The sequence below is a fragment of the Flavobacterium lacus genome (assembly GCF_003268815.1).
Taxonomy (GTDB): Bacteria; Bacteroidota; Bacteroidia; order Flavobacteriales; family Flavobacteriaceae; genus Flavobacterium; species Flavobacterium lacus.
In genome coordinates, this window is the sequence record NZ_QLSV01000011.1 from 90621 (window position 1) to 107037 (window position 16417).

At 37.7% G+C, this 16417-nt stretch carries 15 protein-coding genes; all 15 read right to left on the bottom strand.

Going from position 1 to position 16417, the window contains the following annotated elements; all coding sequences use genetic code 11:
* Positions 1-89: 89 nt before the first annotated feature.
* The gene (locus B0I10_RS11535; RefSeq protein WP_112086664.1) at positions 90-443 is read right to left on the bottom strand and encodes a bleomycin resistance protein; all 354 of its coding nucleotides are present in this window, start codon (positions 441-443) and stop codon (positions 90-92) included.
* A gap of 216 nt (positions 444-659) precedes the next feature.
* Positions 660-1343, bottom strand: coding sequence for a porin family protein (locus tag B0I10_RS11540; RefSeq protein WP_112086665.1), 684 nt, complete (start codon positions 1341-1343; stop codon positions 660-662).
* A gap of 362 nt (positions 1344-1705) precedes the next feature.
* Positions 1706-3367 (bottom strand): cation:proton antiporter, encoded by a 1662-nt coding sequence (locus tag B0I10_RS11550; RefSeq protein ID WP_112086667.1) that lies wholly within the window; start codon positions 3365-3367, stop codon positions 1706-1708.
* Positions 3364-4182 (bottom strand): universal stress protein, encoded by an 819-nt coding sequence (locus tag B0I10_RS11555; RefSeq protein WP_112086668.1) that lies wholly within the window; start codon positions 4180-4182, stop codon positions 3364-3366. Before B0I10_RS11555 ends, B0I10_RS11550 begins: the two co-directional genes overlap by 4 nt.
* 776 nt (positions 4183-4958) lie before the next feature.
* Positions 4959-5783 carry a hypothetical protein gene (locus B0I10_RS11560; protein ID WP_112086669.1) on the bottom strand — a complete coding sequence of 275 codons (825 nt, stop codon included), beginning with the start codon at positions 5781-5783 and terminating at the stop codon, positions 4959-4961.
* A gap of 493 nt (positions 5784-6276) precedes the next feature.
* The gene (locus B0I10_RS11565; protein WP_112086670.1) at positions 6277-7311 is read right to left on the bottom strand and encodes a hemin-degrading factor; all 1035 of its coding nucleotides are present in this window, start codon (positions 7309-7311) and stop codon (positions 6277-6279) included.
* Positions 7312-7326: 15 nt separating this feature from the next.
* Complete coding sequence (locus B0I10_RS11570) at positions 7327-8103, bottom strand: heme ABC transporter ATP-binding protein (protein ID WP_112086671.1); 777 nt, start codon at positions 8101-8103, stop codon at positions 7327-7329.
* Positions 8100-9134 carry a FecCD family ABC transporter permease gene (locus tag B0I10_RS11575; protein ID WP_112086672.1) on the bottom strand — a complete coding sequence of 345 codons (1035 nt, stop codon included), beginning with the start codon at positions 9132-9134 and terminating at the stop codon, positions 8100-8102. The genes B0I10_RS11570 and B0I10_RS11575 overlap by 4 nt, the downstream gene beginning before the upstream one ends.
* Positions 9124-9957, bottom strand: coding sequence for a heme/hemin ABC transporter substrate-binding protein (locus B0I10_RS11580; protein ID WP_112086673.1), 834 nt, complete (start codon positions 9955-9957; stop codon positions 9124-9126). Before B0I10_RS11580 ends, B0I10_RS11575 begins: the two co-directional genes overlap by 11 nt.
* Positions 9958-10100: 143 nt before the next feature.
* Positions 10101-11534, bottom strand: coding sequence for an HmuY family protein (locus B0I10_RS11585; protein WP_245942989.1), 1434 nt, complete (start codon positions 11532-11534; stop codon positions 10101-10103).
* An 11-nt stretch (positions 11535-11545) separates the two neighbouring features.
* The gene (locus B0I10_RS11590) at positions 11546-13663 is read right to left on the bottom strand and encodes a TonB-dependent receptor plug domain-containing protein (protein WP_112086674.1); all 2118 of its coding nucleotides are present in this window, start codon (positions 13661-13663) and stop codon (positions 11546-11548) included.
* Between the two features lie 171 nt (positions 13664-13834).
* A complete protein-coding gene (gene ctlX, locus B0I10_RS11595; protein ID WP_112086675.1) occupies positions 13835-14770 on the bottom strand; it encodes a citrulline utilization hydrolase CtlX in 936 nt (311 codons plus the stop codon).
* 145 nt (positions 14771-14915) lie between these two features.
* Positions 14916-15230, bottom strand: coding sequence for a hypothetical protein (locus B0I10_RS11600; protein WP_112086676.1), 315 nt, complete (start codon positions 15228-15230; stop codon positions 14916-14918).
* A complete protein-coding gene (locus B0I10_RS11605; RefSeq protein ID WP_112086677.1) occupies positions 15227-15421 on the bottom strand; it encodes a hypothetical protein in 195 nt (64 codons plus the stop codon). The genes B0I10_RS11600 and B0I10_RS11605 overlap by 4 nt, the downstream gene beginning before the upstream one ends.
* Positions 15422-15472: 51 nt before the next feature.
* Positions 15473-16387, bottom strand: a complete 915-nt coding sequence (locus B0I10_RS11610; RefSeq protein WP_112086678.1) for a dimethylarginine dimethylaminohydrolase family protein — start codon at positions 16385-16387, stop codon at positions 15473-15475.
* Positions 16388-16417: the final 30 nt, after the last annotated feature.

Consider the following 16417-nt stretch of genomic DNA (forward strand, 5'->3'; position numbering starts at 1 on the left):
AACAAAGCGGTAGTTTAACATCTTTTATTAATATGTTAACTTATTGTGAGGCAATTATTTTAAGAAGATAATTAATAACTATATCACTTTCAACCTTCACCAAACGTCAACAAATTATTATCCGGATCTAAGAGTGAAAACTCTCGTTGTCCCCAAGGTTTGGTTTCCAATAATCCATTCGGATGGATTCTGACTTTATTGTCCAATAGCGTTTGATAAAAATCTTCGATACGATTCACACGAATGTACACCTGACCGTAATTTTGTTCAACATCAAGATCTTCAAACAGAAAGAAATGAATTTGAATGCTATTTTTTTCTATCATCAAATAGTCGGGATAATCGGGACTTCCAAAGATTTTAAAACCCAACCTTTCTGTATAATATCGGAGCGTGATGCTTTTATTCCGCATTGGTAATTTGGGGTGAATTGCTGTGAGCATAGCTTTGATTTTATTGAACTAAAATAGTAATTATATTTTAACTTTAAAACAATTGATAATAGCTCAATGGCACACGGATTGGATGGATGAAACAGAACTTCACGGATTGATAGCTTCGCTATAGTAAGATTAAAAAGGATTCGTTCAGAGAACATCTGGTTTCACAACTACTGATTGCAATGTCAACTATGGACAACAGACAACCGACAACAGATGTTAATTAAACGAAAAACCAACAATAAAATTGACCGAATTTGTACTTATATGTCCGCCATTCCAAACGTCATTTTTATTGATTTTGGCTAACCCTAAATTGTTTCTAATTTCAACATGAATCATTTTGCTATTTCCTAGTTCAAAGTTTTTACCCACTCCGGCAGAAAAACCAAAATCAGTTTTTTTACTATCCTTGGTCATATCTTCATTTGGCGTTTCAAAATTAGGAATTTCAAGATCGTTTGTAAAAGTAGATTTTAATAAATAGCCAATAAAAGGTCCGCCGTTCACAAAGAAACTATTTTTATCTGTAAAACTATATTTCAACAAAATGGGTAAAACCAAATAATCATAATTTTTTCGGGTGGTGAAATTATAAACCTGTGGCTGTTCGTCAAAATTAAATCGAATTTCCATTGAATTATCTGCTTTTTGACTTTTTCGTTCATAGTTAAGTTCTACCCTCAAACTTAATTTTTCTTGTAGTTGATACTCCATACTAACACCTCCTAAATAAGCAAAAGCGGCACTTTCATCATATTGTTGCTCAAATGATGATGGAATGGTATATCCTCGCAAACCGGAATAATTAAGCCCTCCATGAACACCAAACCTTAGTTTACTACTTTGAGCATACGTAAACACAGAAAATAAAACCAACAAAACAACGATACCTTTTTTCATCACAACTCCAATTTTAAACGATTCAAAGGCCAAAAATAGATTTTCTAAGAAGATGACAACACCTTATTGTGTAAAAAATTATTACATAGCAGTGATTTTGATTGCCTCAGCTCAACGCTCCCCGCTGCTTTTTGCTTCAACGTTTTAAAATTTAAGTTTTTAACTACAACCATTTTTAATTGATGAAAGATTTAAACTCAAAAAAAGGTTTTGCTTGCATCGGTATCGTTCAATCATTTTTCATTCTCCCCCAAACCTGCTACTTTTTACGGTCATTATCAAATGAAAAAATAAATACACACTATTCCGTGATTGGATTGATTAGTGATTTGATAACCAAAAACAAAGCACAGGTATCCGTCTTAAATGCGAGCCATTTTATCTTTTAAAAAATTAAAATAAAAATCAGACGCTGCCATTTTTTGTGGTTGCAAAACATATTCAATGCCGCAAGTGATCAGTTGCTGATAATCTTTATCGGTTAAGGCCGTTACAACAACTTTTCCGCTGTACTTATTTCGTTCCAACGACTTTACCAATTGTTTAGAAAGTTCTACATCCGGAACGGTACAAACTATAATTTTTGAGCTTTGATAGGGAATCTGCTCCAAGAACTCTGGGTCGTCAATATCGCCATAAGCAATGGCTCTATTTTTTTTTCGCCATTCTTTAATAATCCCCGGGTCAAAATCCACACCTACATACCTAATTTCATCGTGCGTATCAAGCATTTCGGCCAATCGATTTCCAAATCTCCCTAAACCAATAATTACTACATCATAATTTTCAGATTGAATAACAAGGTTGTCATTTTCTACAAAATTGTTTTTTCGTTGAAAAACACCTAATACGGGTGAAATAAATTCAAAAATCTGATGCGAATACAAAATAAGGTAGGTTGAAAGCCCAATGGTGATTAAACCAACTAAAGTAATGAGCCCCACAATTTCATTAGTAATATGGCCAACCGCTAAACCAAGTCCGGCAAAAATAAGCGAAAATTCACTAATTTGTGCCACTGTAAGCCCGGCTAAAAATGAAGTTCGCTTTTTGTAACCCATCGCCCCCATGATGATTAAAACGATGATTGGATTTCCTATCAACACAAATACCGAAAAATAAATAGCAGAGGAAACCTGATTCCCAATAATGGATAAATCAAGATTCGCACCAAGATTGACAAAGAAAAAAAGCAACAAAAAATCTCGCAAACTCACCAACCGACTACTGATACTATCTTTAAAATCGGAGGAAGCAAGACTCATTCCTGCCAAAAAGGCTCCAACTTCGCCACTAAAACCAATTAATTCGCCAACCGATGCCAATGTAACCGCCCACGCAATGGCAAAAAGAGTAAGTAATTCCTGCGATTTTGCCAAATAGTTGGTAACCGTTGGAATAACCCATTTCATTGTGATGAAGGTAAAGGCTAATAGTCCAATCCCTGCAACCAATGTGCGAGTAATATCTTCTGATAAAGATGTTTCACCTCCTTTTTGTATAGCCGACAAAACAATCATTACCAAAATGACCACAATGTCTTGCACAATCAGAAAACCAATGGCAATTTGTCCGTGCAAGGAATCGATTTCTTTTTTGTCTGACAGAAGTTTAACAATGATAATGGTGCTGGAAAAAGTTAAAGCAACGGCTATATAAAAACTGTGTAGCGGCGTAAATCCGAGAGCTAAACCAATAAAATAACCAATTAATGATGTAAAGAGCACCTGACCTAACCCTGTGAGTAACGCAATTTTACCGACCGACTTTATAATTCGGAGATCGAGCTTTAAACCTACTATAAAAAGCAAAACTGAAATCCCTATTTCTGCTAATAAATGAATGTTGTCTTTCGATTTTACAATATCAAGTACAGAGGGACCAACAAGAATACCCAACGCAATAAACATGACAATAAGGGGTTGTTTCAATAATTGACCAATCAACCCCAGTAAAGCAGCAAAAGCTAAAATGATGGCAAATTCATAAAAAGGATTTTCGGCGATAGAAGTTAACCAATTCATTTTGATAGTATAATTAAGGGGATTTGCCCGGAATAAACCAATTCATTAACCGTAAATTTTCTAAAAAGCAGGTCTTCTAAAGTGCGAGAGCCTTGCTGAAGGACCAAAAAAGGATGTTCAGATTTTGCAATGTGTTCTTTTAAAATCGCTAATCTGTCTTCGCCTTTGATTAAAAAAACACTGGAATGGTGCTCCGAAAATTCGCTTTGCAACTTATTTAAATTTTCAAGTTCTATAGCTTCATCCTCACTATCTTGCAAAAAAGTGAAAAACTCAATCGAAGCAATCTGACCCGTTAGGGAAGCAATCACTTTTTTTAATTGGTCGTTATTGATTGGATATTTGTACGTTACTCCTACAACAAGTTTTCTTGGAATTAAAAGAGGTCCGTGCACCGGTATGGCGACAGACAAACAGTTTGATTCGTTGATTATAGCGAGTGTTGTGCTTCCCAGTAAAATACGTTTAAAAAAACCGGTTCCTTTTAATCCGCTAAAAACCCAATCGGTATAGTCGTCCGACGCTAGCTCTTTGAGCAAACAAAGAATAGATTCCTGACTCACAATAAATTTTGACACGCCAAGACTTCCGCCTTGAGCCAAAACTTTTAAACTTGCTAAAGCAGTTGCTTTTTCTATTTTTATAATTTCATTCCTGCTTTCATTGTCAGCAATAGCGGGCACCATGCCCAAAATTTGATGTAAAAAAACAACTTCCGCTTTGACCAAGATGGCAAAGTCAAACGCAAAACGAATTAAATTCTCGGAATAGTCCGACAAGTCAATTAAAACAATTATTCTGTCTTTTTTAGCCATAGTTAGGAATTTGTTAAATAACTTTCACTAGTTCACAAATAAAGGCAACCATCTCAAAAAATGCGTTTCAGGTCTAAAAGACGCGAGTAGTAAATTTAGTGATTTAAAAACAGAAATAAAAATAAATTAACGAAGAACAGCGAGGATAATTTTGTTGAGAATAAGTAGACCATCATTAAAACGGTTTCTATTTAAACCATTTTATAATACTGCTCTGTTTACTCCAATCCCTTCGCTAAGGCACGAATCCTTTCGTGTGGCTATTCAATACATAAAACGCTTCAGGATTGTTTACTATATAGTGCTTACTTATTTTGTTCCTTTCATTTCAAAATAGAAAAAACGCTATTGATTAGCTAGAACCACACGAAAGGATTCAGCAGCGGGAAGATTTTTTTTTGGGTTTTCATTGGGTTTTGTTCGATATTGGCTCGGTGTTGTGGTACCCCTTGTTAATTATTGATTTTCAAAAAAAGCACCTTTTCCGAACAAATACGGGGTTTGTGTGGGAGTAAACCGTGTACAAATTTGTTTAAAAAATGAAAAAAGTCTCTCTTTTTTTTCAAAAAAAATTCAAAATCTTACACTCGTTAAATAAAAAATGCCAATGAGAAAAACCATTGGCATTTTTTTAAATTGATATACTCCTGAAAAGAGTAGCTACTTATCTAACTCACGTTTATCCATTGAAAACCATCTCTTCCCCCTTCCACTTCACCCTACACCCTACAACCTACAACCTACAACCTACAACCTACAACCTACAACAGACAACCCTAAAACAACGTAACCGGATAATCCACACCATTCGAATGCGTATACACCGCCTGGTTATCACACGTATTATCACCGTAATCTAAAACTCCATCTAACAACACGCCTTGCAGCGACAATTTACCTTGGGAAATGTGTGGACAAGCATATTTTTTAATCAACGGCTCCACCACTGCCATATTCAATGTATTGCCGTTACTTGGATTAACTACGGTGTGGGTGCCGGCAGTAATTTCATAAATATTGTCAATCAAGGTGAGTGTATTCACTCCGGCCGTCATTTTCACGGTTCGCTGACCGGAGAAAGTGAAATAATTGCCATTTAAGGTGACTATTCCGCCATCGGCAATCGTCCGTTCCCATTGCGGTTCTGCTGAATTAGAAGTAGTGTTAAGATAAGTAATGGTACCTTCTAATTTTCTGCCGTTTAAATAATAATCATCACCCCGCTCAATCGTCATCACCGAACCAACGTTCATGAAATAATCCGTTAATGTAATCGTTAACGTTCCCGCACGGGTAATTCCGTTAAATGTGCAACCATCACCATAATCCAACGTATACGTTTTCGGAAAAACCCCTATCCCGGGATTATCCACTGTAATGGTCAAACATTCATTCGCAGCAGTAGGCTCTGCAGGACGATTTTCATAAGTGGATTGACTGGTGGTTAAATCAATTCCTTCTTTAAAATCAATTTCATTGGTTTGATCAATTTCCGAACTGGCACTAAGCAACTGTTGGTCAACACCGGTACGTTCTTCACGAGAACACGAAACACTGGCTAAAAGCAATACGCCAAAAGCTAAAATGGTTACTTTTTTCATTGTCTAATTTTTTTAGGTTCTTTGGTTAGACGAATTTACGATGAAAAGGTTTAAAACGCATTCGATTTTCTACGTAATTATTTTAAACAATGTTAGCACAAACGAATCCCTAATCGGTGTTCTATTAAAAATTAGTTTTTTTCACCACTAATTCGCTGATTATTGTCTCTCTAAATGATTCTTAATTTCATAACGGTAAAAATCCAACCAAGCGAGCGAAGCATTCTTGCGTTATAGCGTCTATGTGATAAATTCCAAATGAGAGGTGACTTTGTGTTCTTTGTGCCTGCTTAGTGTTCTTTGCGGTTAAAAAAAAGTATTCCATTTAAGAAAATGTTTCACTAATCCAATCCGTTTCCATCTGCTTTCGCAAAGCGAATCCAAAAAAAATCCGTGCCCATCTTTTAAATCCCTCCCGAGACTTCGGGAATCCGTATTCCATTAAAAAGTTAGTTTTTTTGACCGCTAATTCGCAAATTGCCACATTGTCTCATTACAACCCCGCCACAATTCCTCTCCACCCCTGCAACTCAGGAATTCCCGGTTTGCGTTTCCCAAAAAACTGAACAATGATTTCACCTGCTTCGTCAAACACCTCAACTGCTGTAACCACACCATCTTCGGTTGGCTTTCTCACTATCCACGTTTGAGCGACTTTCGTCATGTCCAAATGCAAGTTAAAATCAGGATCCATCACATTATACCAGTTGCCGTGCCACATCGTTTTGCGAACCGTTCCCGTGTGAATTTGAATATTTCCACGATTCCCTACAAATACCATAATGGGTAATTTTTGTTTCGCTGCGGCTTCCAATAAGGTGACAATTCCTTCTTTGGCAATTGGTTGAGCAAAATAGTCGTTGGGAGCCAAACGCAACGCTTGGGTTCTAGTCACACCGAATTTCTTAAGCATACCAAAAAATTCGTGCGTGTCTTTCAATGCTACCCACGCTTTTTGAAAACCTTCCACATCAATTTCAGTGTCCGGTTTTTCGCTTGGCAAAGCACTAACGGGTGTAGTGGTTTCAGTGACTTCCTGATTCTCCGATTGGTATTTTTCCACCAAAGCATCAAAAGCAGCTTCATTACTGTCGGGAGTCAAATAGATTTTGTGAATAGCCAAACCGTCTTTCCCAAAAAACTGTAGACTTTTACGTGTTCCGTGTTCGGAAGTTTCGCTTACCGCATACGCTTTATCCCAAGTGGAAAGAAAAATTCGCAAGTCGATATCTTCCCCTACAAACAATCCGGCATGCGGACTGCTGAAATCAGGATTCAAATAAACGCCTTTGCGTTCATGCACACAAGAAGCATTGCGGGTCAATGCCATCACTTTTCCTATACTTTCAATTTCGGATAAAATAGAGGCAAATTCCGGTTTCAAACGAGTAACCGTTTCGCCAATTTGAGTGGCCACTAATTCTGCTTCGCTCACGCCCAATTGCTCGGCAGCGTTTCTGATTCTTAAAGTGGGATGACTAACTTTTAAAGCTTCCCACTGATTTTTTAAAGTTGTTGTTGTATTCATGTTGTTTTTATTGTTTTAAGTTCCAAATAATATTAACGGATGTTGATTGATAGGATTGGTACAAATCGTACACGGAAAATTATACACCTGACTGATGTTTTCGCCTGTAAAAACATCGGACGGTTTTCCTTGACAAAAGACCCGCCCTTTTTTCATCATGATGATGTGGGTGGCAAATTGTGCCGCCAAATTCAAATCGTGCAACACCACCACGGCAGTATTGCCTTTTTGAACAAAAGTGCGTATGGATTGCATCACAGTATGTTGATGCAACACATCTAAATTGTTAAGTGGCTCATCTAAAAAAAGTAATTTTTGAGCGACTTCATTGTGCAATTGGGTGAGCACGCGTGCCAAATGTACCCGTTGTTTTTCACCGCCGGAAAGCGTAGTGTAATTTCTTTTGGCAAGTGAAAGCACATCCGTTTCAACCATTGCCTTTTCAACAGCAGTTGTATCTTCTTTGGAGGGAACGGAATCAAAATACGGATAGCGTCCCATCAAAACCACTTCTTCCACCGTGAGCGGAATATCGTGGTTGTATTGCTGTGAAAACTTGGCTTTATGCAACGGCAATTGATGAGCATCCCATTGGTCAAACGTTTTCTTTTTAAAAAAAATCGGTTCTTCTTTATCGTTCATTTCGTTAGCCAACATCGACAACAAAGTAGATTTTCCGGCTCCATTGGGTCCGATAATCACGACCAATTCACCATGTGTGATATCCACGTCGATGTTGTGAAGAATCGCGATATTTTTTTGAGCATACGATATTTTGTGGGCCACTATCATAAAAGTGATTTTTTATTTTTGATTAAAATAAGTATGAAAACCGGTGCTCCTAACATCGCCGTCAAGATACCGATTGGAATTTCAGAAGGGGCTACTATCGTTCGGCTGATGGTGTCAGCAACCACCAATAAAATACTGCCAAATACGGCCGATAACGGTAAAATTAATTGGTAATTGGATTTAAATAGCAACCGCAAAATATACGGAATGACTAACCCTACAAACCCAATGGTTCCCGCAAAAGCCACGGTTGTTCCCACCATCAGAGCGGTAAAAACCACAATTTGCTTTTTGATTTTTTCCACCGGAACGCCTAAATGTTTGGCATCATTTTCACCTAACATCAAGGCATTTAACGATTTCCCTTTTCCCAGTAAAAAGAAATAGGAAAGCAATAAAACGGCCAAAAGCAAAGCATTTTTCATCCACGTTGCTCCGGCCAAGCTACCTAAATTCCAAAACGTTAAGTCGCGAAGTTCTTCTTCTTTGGAGAGGTAAATTAAAAATCCGGTAAAAGCAAATCCGATAGCGGTTACCGCTACTCCAGAGAGCAACATCATGACCACATTCGTTTTTCCGTTAACGGTGGCAATTTTATACACAAGCAACATCGTGAGCAACGAACCTACAAAAGCCATCAAACTCAGTAAATAAAAGTGTAAACTCTCCGGTATAAAGGCTTTTAAAACGCCTCCCAAAACTATGGAAACAGCAGCAAACAAAGTTGCCCCTGAAGTAATTCCGATTAAATCGGGTGTTGCTAACGGATTTTTAAACATCCCTTGCATGCAGGTGCCGGAAACCGCTAACATACTACCGATTAAGATGCCCATGACAATTCGCGGCAAGCGTAAATCAAATAATATATACCGGTCCGCTTCCGAAACGTTGACTGAAGAATCAAAAAAACTTGTCAGGATGGAAAAAACGTCGGTTTCAAATTCATACACGCCTACAAATAAGGATACGGTTGCTAAAAGGAACAGCAACAAGATACTTAAAAGTGAGTGGGTAACGAGTCTATTGGGCATTTCCGGAAAGTAATTGATTAAGTTCAACGACGCCTTCGCCCACTCGTGGTCCGAAACCGGAAAGTAACGCCCCATCCATGGCGATGATATTTTTATTTTTTCCGGCTTTGGTTTTAGCTAAACCTTCTATTTTTAAGGCTCCTTCTACACCGCCTACACTTTGTAAACCTTTATCGAAAAACAAAATATAATCGGGATTGTTGGCCAATAAAGCTTCCGGGGTTAAAGGTTTAAAATCGTCAAAACCGGTCACGGCATTTTGACCTCCGGCTAAAGCAATCATGTTATCCACCGGTGTGTTTTTTCCGGCCACCATAAGCATTCCTGCACCACGAGCATAGATGAACAACACTTTGGGTTTGGATGGAATACCTTTTGCCGTTTTTACTTTTTTATCAATAGACGATTGTAAAGCTACGTAGTTTTTTTCACCCAAAACAGTGGCGACTTCTTTGATAAGGTCTTTTGTTCCTTGAATGGAAAACACTTGTTTAAAAATATGGGTTTTTACGCCCGAAGCTTTCAATTTGGCCGCTAAATCAGGATTCATATCTTTTTCTGTAGCCAAAATCAAAGTGGGTTTTAAGGCCATAACCGATTCAATAGAAAGCGTTCGCACGTGACCTAAATCTTTTGCGTTTAAAGATTTTGGAAACGTACTGGTCACATCGGTGGCCACAATTTTATCTTGATGACCAAGAGCACAAACCATTTCGGTGATAGCTCCATTGAGCGTAATAATTCTATGTTGATTTGTTTTATTTTCCTTGGAAAAGGCAACAGTACCAACTAAACAAAAAAGAAAAGTGATGGTGTTTTTCATAGTTTTTAACTTTAAATATTTAATATTTTAAACCATTAAGAAATTAAGTTTCATTAAGTTATTATTTGTGTAAGATAACCGGGCTGTTTGACCAACCCGATTAATCTAGCAAACAAATAAAAACAAGTAGTGAAATCATTTAATTAATTCAATTTTTGGTATTCTACCGTGGGATTACCGCGTTCTCCGGCAGCATTTGACATCGCTACAAAACGCACTTTGTAGATATTTCCGGCAACGTCTTTTACCACATAAAAACGATCGTCTCGCACACTGGGTAAGGAGGTTGGTCCGCCCCCGTTTCGCCAATTGGAACCAATTACCCGTTGGTCAACAGACGTTTCTAAATCAAAATTAGCGGTAACTACATTCGTCAATGAAAAATCAGCATACGCCACACCGGCACTGTTCAACACTTGATAGGCTCTAGTTCCTCCTTTGCGATTGGTCACAATAAAATCTTGAAACGCATACGACACTAATCCACTACCAAAATTGGTTAAGTTGGTAAACGGAGTAAACAAAATATCCCACTTATCTTTCTGCGGTTCAGCGGCTACCACTTGGTTCGTCATTAAGCTGAAAAAAGTAAAGTTAAAAGCACTGTTTTTGGAAATCGTTACTTCGCTAAAAGTGGTCGCTTCAGGGTTAGCATATTGCAGTTTATAATCATTTCCGCTGCGTAACACTCTGATTTTTTTCCACCCTCGAGCGTCACCATAAGGGTTCACACTACCCACGTTGGGAGCAACATTGGTTAACCCGAAACCTAAGTTGACTAAATATACTTTGTTGTCAGCATCCGTAGCAGAAACCGCTTGAATGGCAGTCAAAGCGATGTCGCCATTAGGTCCATCCACATAAGCAGGATTACCATTGGAAACACCGGAACCGCCTCCTTCTCCAACTGCCACCGTGTTATCAATAGCAACCGGTACTGTAATATCTGTCAATTCCGTATTTTTTACAGCCATTTTTAACGACCCGTTGATGGCTACTCTAAATTCGTTTCCACCAAAGAAACCTAAATCCCATTTAGTGCGTTCCACAGGAGTTTCTACACCGGAACTGAAATCAAAATACACCTGATTAGGCACATTTGGCCCACCAATAGAAGGACTCTTCGTCGCTAAAGTTATCGGTGCTTCATCAAAGTTCAATTGAATCGTGTGGGTTATGGTTGGAATTTCCACTTGAGCCAACGAAACCGCCATAATGGTAAACGAAACATTTTTAATTTGCTCCTCGGTAGCTTCCACCAAACGGTTAAAAGTAAAAGAAGCTGAAGTTATATTCGCCGCAAAAGGCACTTCAACAGTGCTGTTTTGAGCAGCCGGAACAGTGGTGTAATCTACCCCATAAGCGGTGGCTACTTCCGTAACCGATAAGGTAATAGAACCCGCAGCAGCAGTTGGGTTTTGAAAAACTAAGTTTACCGTTGTGTTGTCCTGCACTACATTGACAGAACTGTTTACAAAAGCAACGGCATTGGCCGGAGTAGAAGTGTTATCCTCTTCTGAACAACCTAAGGTAACTAGACCTAAAAAAACGAAAAATCCTAAAATACTTTTTTTCATATGGATAGAAATTAAAAATTAAGGTGATAGACAAGTTTTAAAAAATAAGAACGTCCGTAACCCAATAACTGAGCCGCATCAGCCTGATGCACTGCTCCTACATTGGGTTGTGTTTGATTGACCGTTACGATGTTGAAAATGTTACGGGCTCCTGCAGTTATTTCAAAGGAATTGTTGTAAAATAGTTTACGAACAGAGGCATCCATCAAACTAAAACCATCCAGTACCGAAGGCCGAAAAGTAGGGTTGCCATTGTCGTCAAAAGTGGCTACAAACTGTTGCTGTCTGCCATTGTATTTATAATACGCAGAAAAAGTGGTGTTTGCCTTTTTCCACTGATACGTAAGCGAGCTATTCAATTGATGGGTGAATAAAAAAGAATCATCTGAAACAGCCTCCCCATTATTGATGGCTTGCGAAATTCCCACTACAGAAGCTCCGATGTTCCAGTTAAATTGCTTCCATTGCAATTGATGCGTCCAAGCAAAATTCCACATTTGATAAAAACTGATGTTGATGAATTGCGATTTAGCAATCGGTTGCAATTCAATTAACGCCATTTCAATGCGGTCTTTAACATCTAAAAAATTAACCGCTAATTGACTTTGCCATTGTAAGGATTTAAAGGAAAATTTCTTTTTCAATCCAAAATCAAACGAAGTACTGGTTTCCGGAATGAGGTTTTCGTTTCCTACAAAAAAGTGACCGGAAAAAATAAGTTCACTGTATAATTCATCAAAATTAGGCGTGCGATAAGAACGCCCTGCTCCCAACCGCAATTCAAAATCCTGTGGAAACAAATAGCGGAATCCGAAAGAAGCGGCATATTGATTGTCAAACTTATTTTGAATAGAATACCGCAACCCCGAACGAAATGCGGCTTTATCATTGGCTTTGTATTCCGTTGAAAAAAATACATCATAATTGTTGATGTCTTTGCGAATTTCTTTCAGAAAATTATTTTCACCAATCACTCTTGAAAAGCCTTCATTCATTACCACTTCATACCCCAATTGAGCATCCCATTTGGTATGTTGAAACAGATTGGAAAGTGTACCGGTTGAATAAGCCACTTTTGAGGATTGATCAACCGCTTGTGAGGCATTTTCCTCGGTTTGAGTAGTAATGTTGTAGGTAAAAGCACGTTGCTCTCGAACCTGACTTTGATAGGAAAGCGAAACTGTAAACGGATACTTGTCCTTGAACGTCCCTGATGAATTGAGATGATGAAACCAACGCGTGGTAAAATACCGCTCATCAAAAGCCGATTTGATATCGGGAAAAGGAGCATTGGCCACCGTATTGACCGTGGTATTCATAAAATCAAAACGTTCATTCAAATATTCTACTTTGTAAAAAAGCTTGTATTTGTCACGTTTATATTGAATAAAACCATTCGTAATCCATTGTTCTTTGGGATACCAGGTATAACCTCTTCTTCCATCATTTACAGCATAATTTTCCCCTTGTCTGTTGCCCAAAAAACCATCAAAATCAATTCGATTGACACTAAAACTGGTTGTAAAACCCTCCGAAAGTTGATGGGCTAAACGCAAGTTTTGAATGTGTCGCCCTTCATTAAAAAAAGCATATTCTTTACCAACCGTTTCCTCCTGCACGGAAGCAGTAACCTCCCATTTTTTGGCCACCGACTTTTTGGTAATGATATTCAAAATACCACTCACCGCATTGGCTCCGTGTGTCACCCCCATCGAACCCTCAATAATTTCAATCTGCTCGATGTCATTCAAATTAATTTGTGTCAAATCAATTGAATTCCCCAATCCGGAGTCATTCACCAAAGGTATATTATCCACTAAAATTTTAAAATACTGACTATCCAAACCAAATAATGAAACCGAAGAACGCCCATCTCTCCCGCCCGGTTGAACCGTAATATTCAGCGTTTGGTTCAGTGCATCGGCTAAATTAGTCGCCGCCAATTGTTGGATGTCTGATTCGTTAATTGTACGCACATTAAAGATCGATTTTTTCAACGACTGTGGCTCAAATTGACCGGTTACCACGACATCTTTCAAAGCGATGGTTTTAGTCGTATCCACCGCTTGAGCAGAACTAATTGAAGTAACAAAAAAAGAGGTTAAAAGGAATATAAATCTACGTCTCATTATTAAGAATCTTTCTAAATAAACCGAGACAAAGATAAAACACTATTTTTATTAATTCTAAATAAAAATAGATTAAAATGTGTTAAAATTTATATCACACTGACAAGCAACGCTTTAAAATAAAAAATCCAAATCGATAGGATTTGGATTTTACACTTTATGATTAAAAATTTACTTTATAGGAAGAAAAATTTCAGCCATCATACATCGGGCACTTCCTCCTCCACACGCTTCGATGGTATCTAAATTGGCATGCAAAATTTCGCAATGTTGTTCAATTTTATGAATTTGTGCTTTCGTTAAACTTTGGTAAGCCGAATTGCTCATGACTAAGTAGCGTTTATCGTCTTTCCCTTTGACTTGCAGCATGTTCCCGGCAAAATTATTCACTTGATCTTCGGTTACTAAAATGATATCTTTTCCATCGGCTTTCAAATTGTCTAATACCATTTTGCGTTCTTGTTTGTCATCGATGCAATCGGCACAAATAACAGCAAAAGTCTCAGCTATACACATCATGACGTTCGTATGATACATGTGTTTACGTTCCCCATTCACGGTTTGATAGGCTTCAAAAATGACCGGAGCCACGTCAAAATCTTCGCAAAATTCGATGAACAATTCCTCATCCGCTCGCGGTGAAAGAGCACAATAAGCTTTACTGTTATCGCGGTCTAAAACAATACTGCCCGTTCCTTCCAAAAAGAAACCGTCTTCTTCAGCAGAAGTATAATCCATGATTTCATTGATAACAAAACCGTTGTCTTCCAAAATATCCAAAATATCTTCCCGACGTTCCGCTCTGCGGTTTTCTGCAAACATAGGATACAACGTCACATCGCCATTCTCATGAAACGAAATCCAGTTGTTAGGGAAAATACTGTCCGGTGTGTCGGGATCGAGAGTATCATCTACGACAATTACGTTCACGCCAACTTTTTGCAATTTTTCTACAAATACATCAAACTCTTGCTGAGCTTTGGCATTTACAGTGGCAGGAGTTGTATTGTCTAATACTTTTTGGTAATAATTATTCACTGCCGTTTGCTCGTTCATTCTGAAGGCAACGGGACGGATCATGAGGATGGAGTTGGTGGTTTGGTTCATTTTGATGTGGTAATGGGTAATTAATGGGCAATGGTTGAATACTTCATCATTCTTTATTCTACATTCATCGGTTCGTTATTTTCAAATTTATAGATCAAATCCTCTATTCTTTTTATTTTAAATAGATTATCATCGTCTTTTCAAATCACAACCATTTTGCTTCTTCACAGTGATTGTTGAGAATATTTGTAATTAAATAATTTGAACCTTTTTGTTCAAAAAAAATATACCAAGTTGTTCGAGAATTAGAATTGTAAAAGATGTAATTGCTCCCGAAGTTATTTAACGGTATAGGTGTTTTTTTGGATGGAAAATCTTTGATATTTTGAAAAATAAAATCGTAAATATCTGTTACATAAATTTCAGCACTTTCAATAAAGCCAAAATATTCTTTTTTGTATAAAATTTCGATTAAATCGTCCAAATAATTTAACGCTTCATCAGAAATTACAACATTCATTTTGACCAATATTTTCGAATTTTTTCTATCGAACGTTTCTTCGCTTCTTCTAAAGGAATTCCTTTTTTAAATTCTTCATCAAAATTAAACGTTGCTTTTTGCTTTATCATAGCCAATTCATGCAACATTTTTTCGTCATTTAAATTAGAAATCCAATCGATAAGTTCTTTTTTTGAGGTTGCAGTTCCCATAAAACAATATTTTCGAATATCAAATATAACAATTATTTCAATAAATTTATACTATTCACGAATCAAAGGCAAAGTCGAACATCGCAATAATCCTTCTTGTTTGGCAATTTCTGCATACGGAATTTCTTCTACGGTAAATCCGTTTTCGCGAAGCCAGTTGTTTAAGCGGGTGAAATTCTTTTCAGAAACCACCACATCGGGTGCGATGGAAAACACGTTGGAATTCATGTGGTACATTTCGTCTCGTGTGATGTGAAATAAATTTTCTTTCCCGAAAAGGTTCACTAAAAACATATAATCGGCTTCTTCACGAAAACCACTTTTGTAGATAATTCCTTTGTTTGTTCCAACGGGTTGGAAACAACAATCGAGGTGCAACGCATTGTCTCGGGCTTCAATTTTAGATTTGACTAAATCGAAATCTTTTACTTTTTTGTATGGAAATAATTGTTTGATGTATTCCACACCTTGCCAATTGGTTCGTGCGGTGATGTAATCTTTGTAATCAGATCCTTTGTAGGTGCCGATGAAAATATAATCGTTCCACAACATGACATCGCCACCTTCAATATGGACTTCCTCCGGTGGACGAACGACTTTTTTTGGGTCAATGTGATCAATCACGTATTGAATGGCATCGAGTTCTTTTTCTCTGTCGGGAAGAATGTTAGCTTTGATAAAAATATCATCAATCACAAAACCGATATCGCGACTAAAAATTTGGTTATAATTTTGGATAATATCCGGTCTGAAAACTTCTACGTCGTATTTTTTAAATACTTGGTTAAACGCTTCCATTTCGGTAATCATGTCGGATTCTATGGGATAGGTGCCGGCTAAAATGTGTTCAAGTGATTTTGGGTCATAGGCTTCGTCGGCAGTGGGTGTTGGTCCGTTGCTTACCGCAGTTCCTAAGACCACGGCCCTTAATCGGGAAGTTTCGTTTTGAATATGTAATGGTAGCATAACGTTGCTTTTGGCTTTTGACAAAGATAA

Bases quoted from the DNA above. Each gene is read 5' to 3' on its own strand.
- B0I10_RS11535 (WP_112086664.1), bottom strand. From the start codon at position 443: ATGCTCACAGCAATTCACCCCAAATTACCAATGCGGAATAAAAGCATC.
- B0I10_RS11540 (WP_112086665.1), bottom strand. From the start codon at position 1,343: ATGAAAAAAGGTATCGTTGTTTTGTTGGTTTTATTTTCTGTGTTTACG.
- B0I10_RS11550 (WP_112086667.1), bottom strand. From the start codon at position 3,367: ATGAATTGGTTAACTTCTATCGCCGAAAATCCTTTTTATGAATTTGCC.
- B0I10_RS11555 (WP_112086668.1), bottom strand. From the start codon at position 4,182: ATGGCTAAAAAAGACAGAATAATTGTTTTAATTGACTTGTCGGACTAT.
- B0I10_RS11560 (WP_112086669.1), bottom strand. From the start codon at position 5,783: ATGAAAAAAGTAACCATTTTAGCTTTTGGCGTATTGCTTTTAGCCAGT.
- B0I10_RS11565 (WP_112086670.1), bottom strand. From the start codon at position 7,311: ATGAATACAACAACAACTTTAAAAAATCAGTGGGAAGCTTTAAAAGTT.
- B0I10_RS11570 (WP_112086671.1), bottom strand. From the start codon at position 8,103: ATGATAGTGGCCCACAAAATATCGTATGCTCAAAAAAATATCGCGATT.
- B0I10_RS11575 (WP_112086672.1), bottom strand. From the start codon at position 9,134: ATGCCCAATAGACTCGTTACCCACTCACTTTTAAGTATCTTGTTGCTG.
- B0I10_RS11580 (WP_112086673.1), bottom strand. From the start codon at position 9,957: ATGAAAAACACCATCACTTTTCTTTTTTGTTTAGTTGGTACTGTTGCC.
- B0I10_RS11585 (WP_245942989.1), bottom strand. From the start codon at position 11,534: ATGAAAAAAAGTATTTTAGGATTTTTCGTTTTTTTAGGTCTAGTTACC.
- B0I10_RS11590 (WP_112086674.1), bottom strand. From the start codon at position 13,663: ATGAGACGTAGATTTATATTCCTTTTAACCTCTTTTTTTGTTACTTCA.
- ctlX (WP_112086675.1), bottom strand. From the start codon at position 14,770: ATGAACCAAACCACCAACTCCATCCTCATGATCCGTCCCGTTGCCTTC.
- B0I10_RS11600 (WP_112086676.1), bottom strand. From the start codon at position 15,230: ATGAATGTTGTAATTTCTGATGAAGCGTTAAATTATTTGGACGATTTA.
- B0I10_RS11605 (WP_112086677.1), bottom strand. From the start codon at position 15,421: ATGGGAACTGCAACCTCAAAAAAAGAACTTATCGATTGGATTTCTAAT.
- B0I10_RS11610 (WP_112086678.1), bottom strand. From the start codon at position 16,387: ATGCTACCATTACATATTCAAAACGAAACTTCCCGATTAAGGGCCGTG.